1 protein-coding gene is annotated in these 1,307 nt (G+C 73.2%); it reads left to right on the forward strand.

Annotation, left to right across the window (positions count from 1 at the left end; genetic code table 11):
- Nucleotides 1-1,135, forward strand: a 1,135-nt coding sequence (locus C8D89_RS28630; protein ID WP_116711543.1) for an IS1380 family transposase, incomplete at its 5' end; no start/stop codon positions are given.
- Nucleotides 1,136-1,307: the final 172 nt, after the last annotated feature.

Below are 1,307 nucleotides of genomic sequence, written 5' to 3' on the forward strand. Positions count from 1 at the left end.
GGACCCGACGATCTCCCGGCTGATCAGCTCGCTGGCCGGCGACGCCGACCGGGCGGTGGCCGCGATCGATGCCGCCCGCGCCGCGGCCCGACGCATGGTGTGGCGCCGGGCCGGGGCGGCCGCGCCGGACCACGAGATTGATCATCGGCGTCCGCTGGTCGTCGACGTCGACGCGACCCTGGTGACCGCGCACTCGGAGAAGGAGCAGGCGGCGCCGACGTTCAAGCGCGGCTATGGCCACCATCCGTTGACCGCGTTCGTCGACCACGGCCAGGACGGCACCGGGGAGCCGGTCGGGATGCTGCTGCGCCGCGGCAACGCCGGCTCGAACACCGCCGCCGACCACATCACCCTCATCCGCTCCGCGCTGCGCCAGCTGCCCGCGGACAACCAGCGCGGTCACCGCTCGGGACGCTCGGTGCTGATCCGCATCGACGGGGCCGGATCGACCCACGAGCTGCTCGACTGGCTCACCGCCCGGCGACTGTCGTACTCGGTGGGGTTCGGGCTGCCCGACCACACCCCTGAGCTGCTCAAGAAGATTCCCGAGGGCGCGTGGTCACCGGCGCTCGACGCCGAGGGCGAGATCCGCGACGGCGCCTGGGTCACCGAGCTCACCGGCTTGTTGAACCTCTCGCGCTGGCCGGCCGGGATGCGGGTCATCGCCCGCGTCGAGCGCCCGCACCCCGGCGCGCAACTACGCATCACCGACCACGACGGCAACCGCGTCACCGCGTTCGCCACCAACACCGGCCCCGGCGGACCCGGCGCCCAGATCGCGCAACTCGAGCTGCGCCACCGCCGCCGGGCCCGCTGCGAGGACCGCATCCGCGCCGCCAAGGACACCGGCCTGCAGAATCTGCCCCTGCACGGCTTCGACCAGAACCGCATCTGGTGCGCCATCGTCCAGCTGGCCTGCGAACTGCTGGCCTGGACCCAGATGCTCGGCTACCCCGAGCATCCCGCTCGGCGCTGGGAACCCAAGCGGCTGCGGCTACGACTGTTCGCCACCGCCGCCGGACTGGCCCGCCACGCCCGCGTGCTCGTCGCGCATCTCGCCACCGGCCACCCCTGGACCGCGCTCGTCCTCGCCGGCCGCGCCGCGATCGCCGATCTACTCGCCCGCCCCGGCTGACCACCCGCGACCACCGCTGCCCCTGCGACCCAGGACCCTCCGACCGGCCCGTGGACCCGGCGCCCGCCCGAGAGCGGCCAGCTTGTCGTGCCCACCCAGCACAATCCAGCCATCACCGGCCACCGAGCCGCGCAACGATCACCAACGTCAAGATCACGAAAGATCCGGGCTA

Source organism: Actinomycetospora cinnamomea (genome assembly GCF_003096675.1).
In the GTDB taxonomy this organism is placed as follows: Bacteria; Actinomycetota; Actinomycetes; order Mycobacteriales; family Pseudonocardiaceae; genus Actinomycetospora; species Actinomycetospora cinnamomea.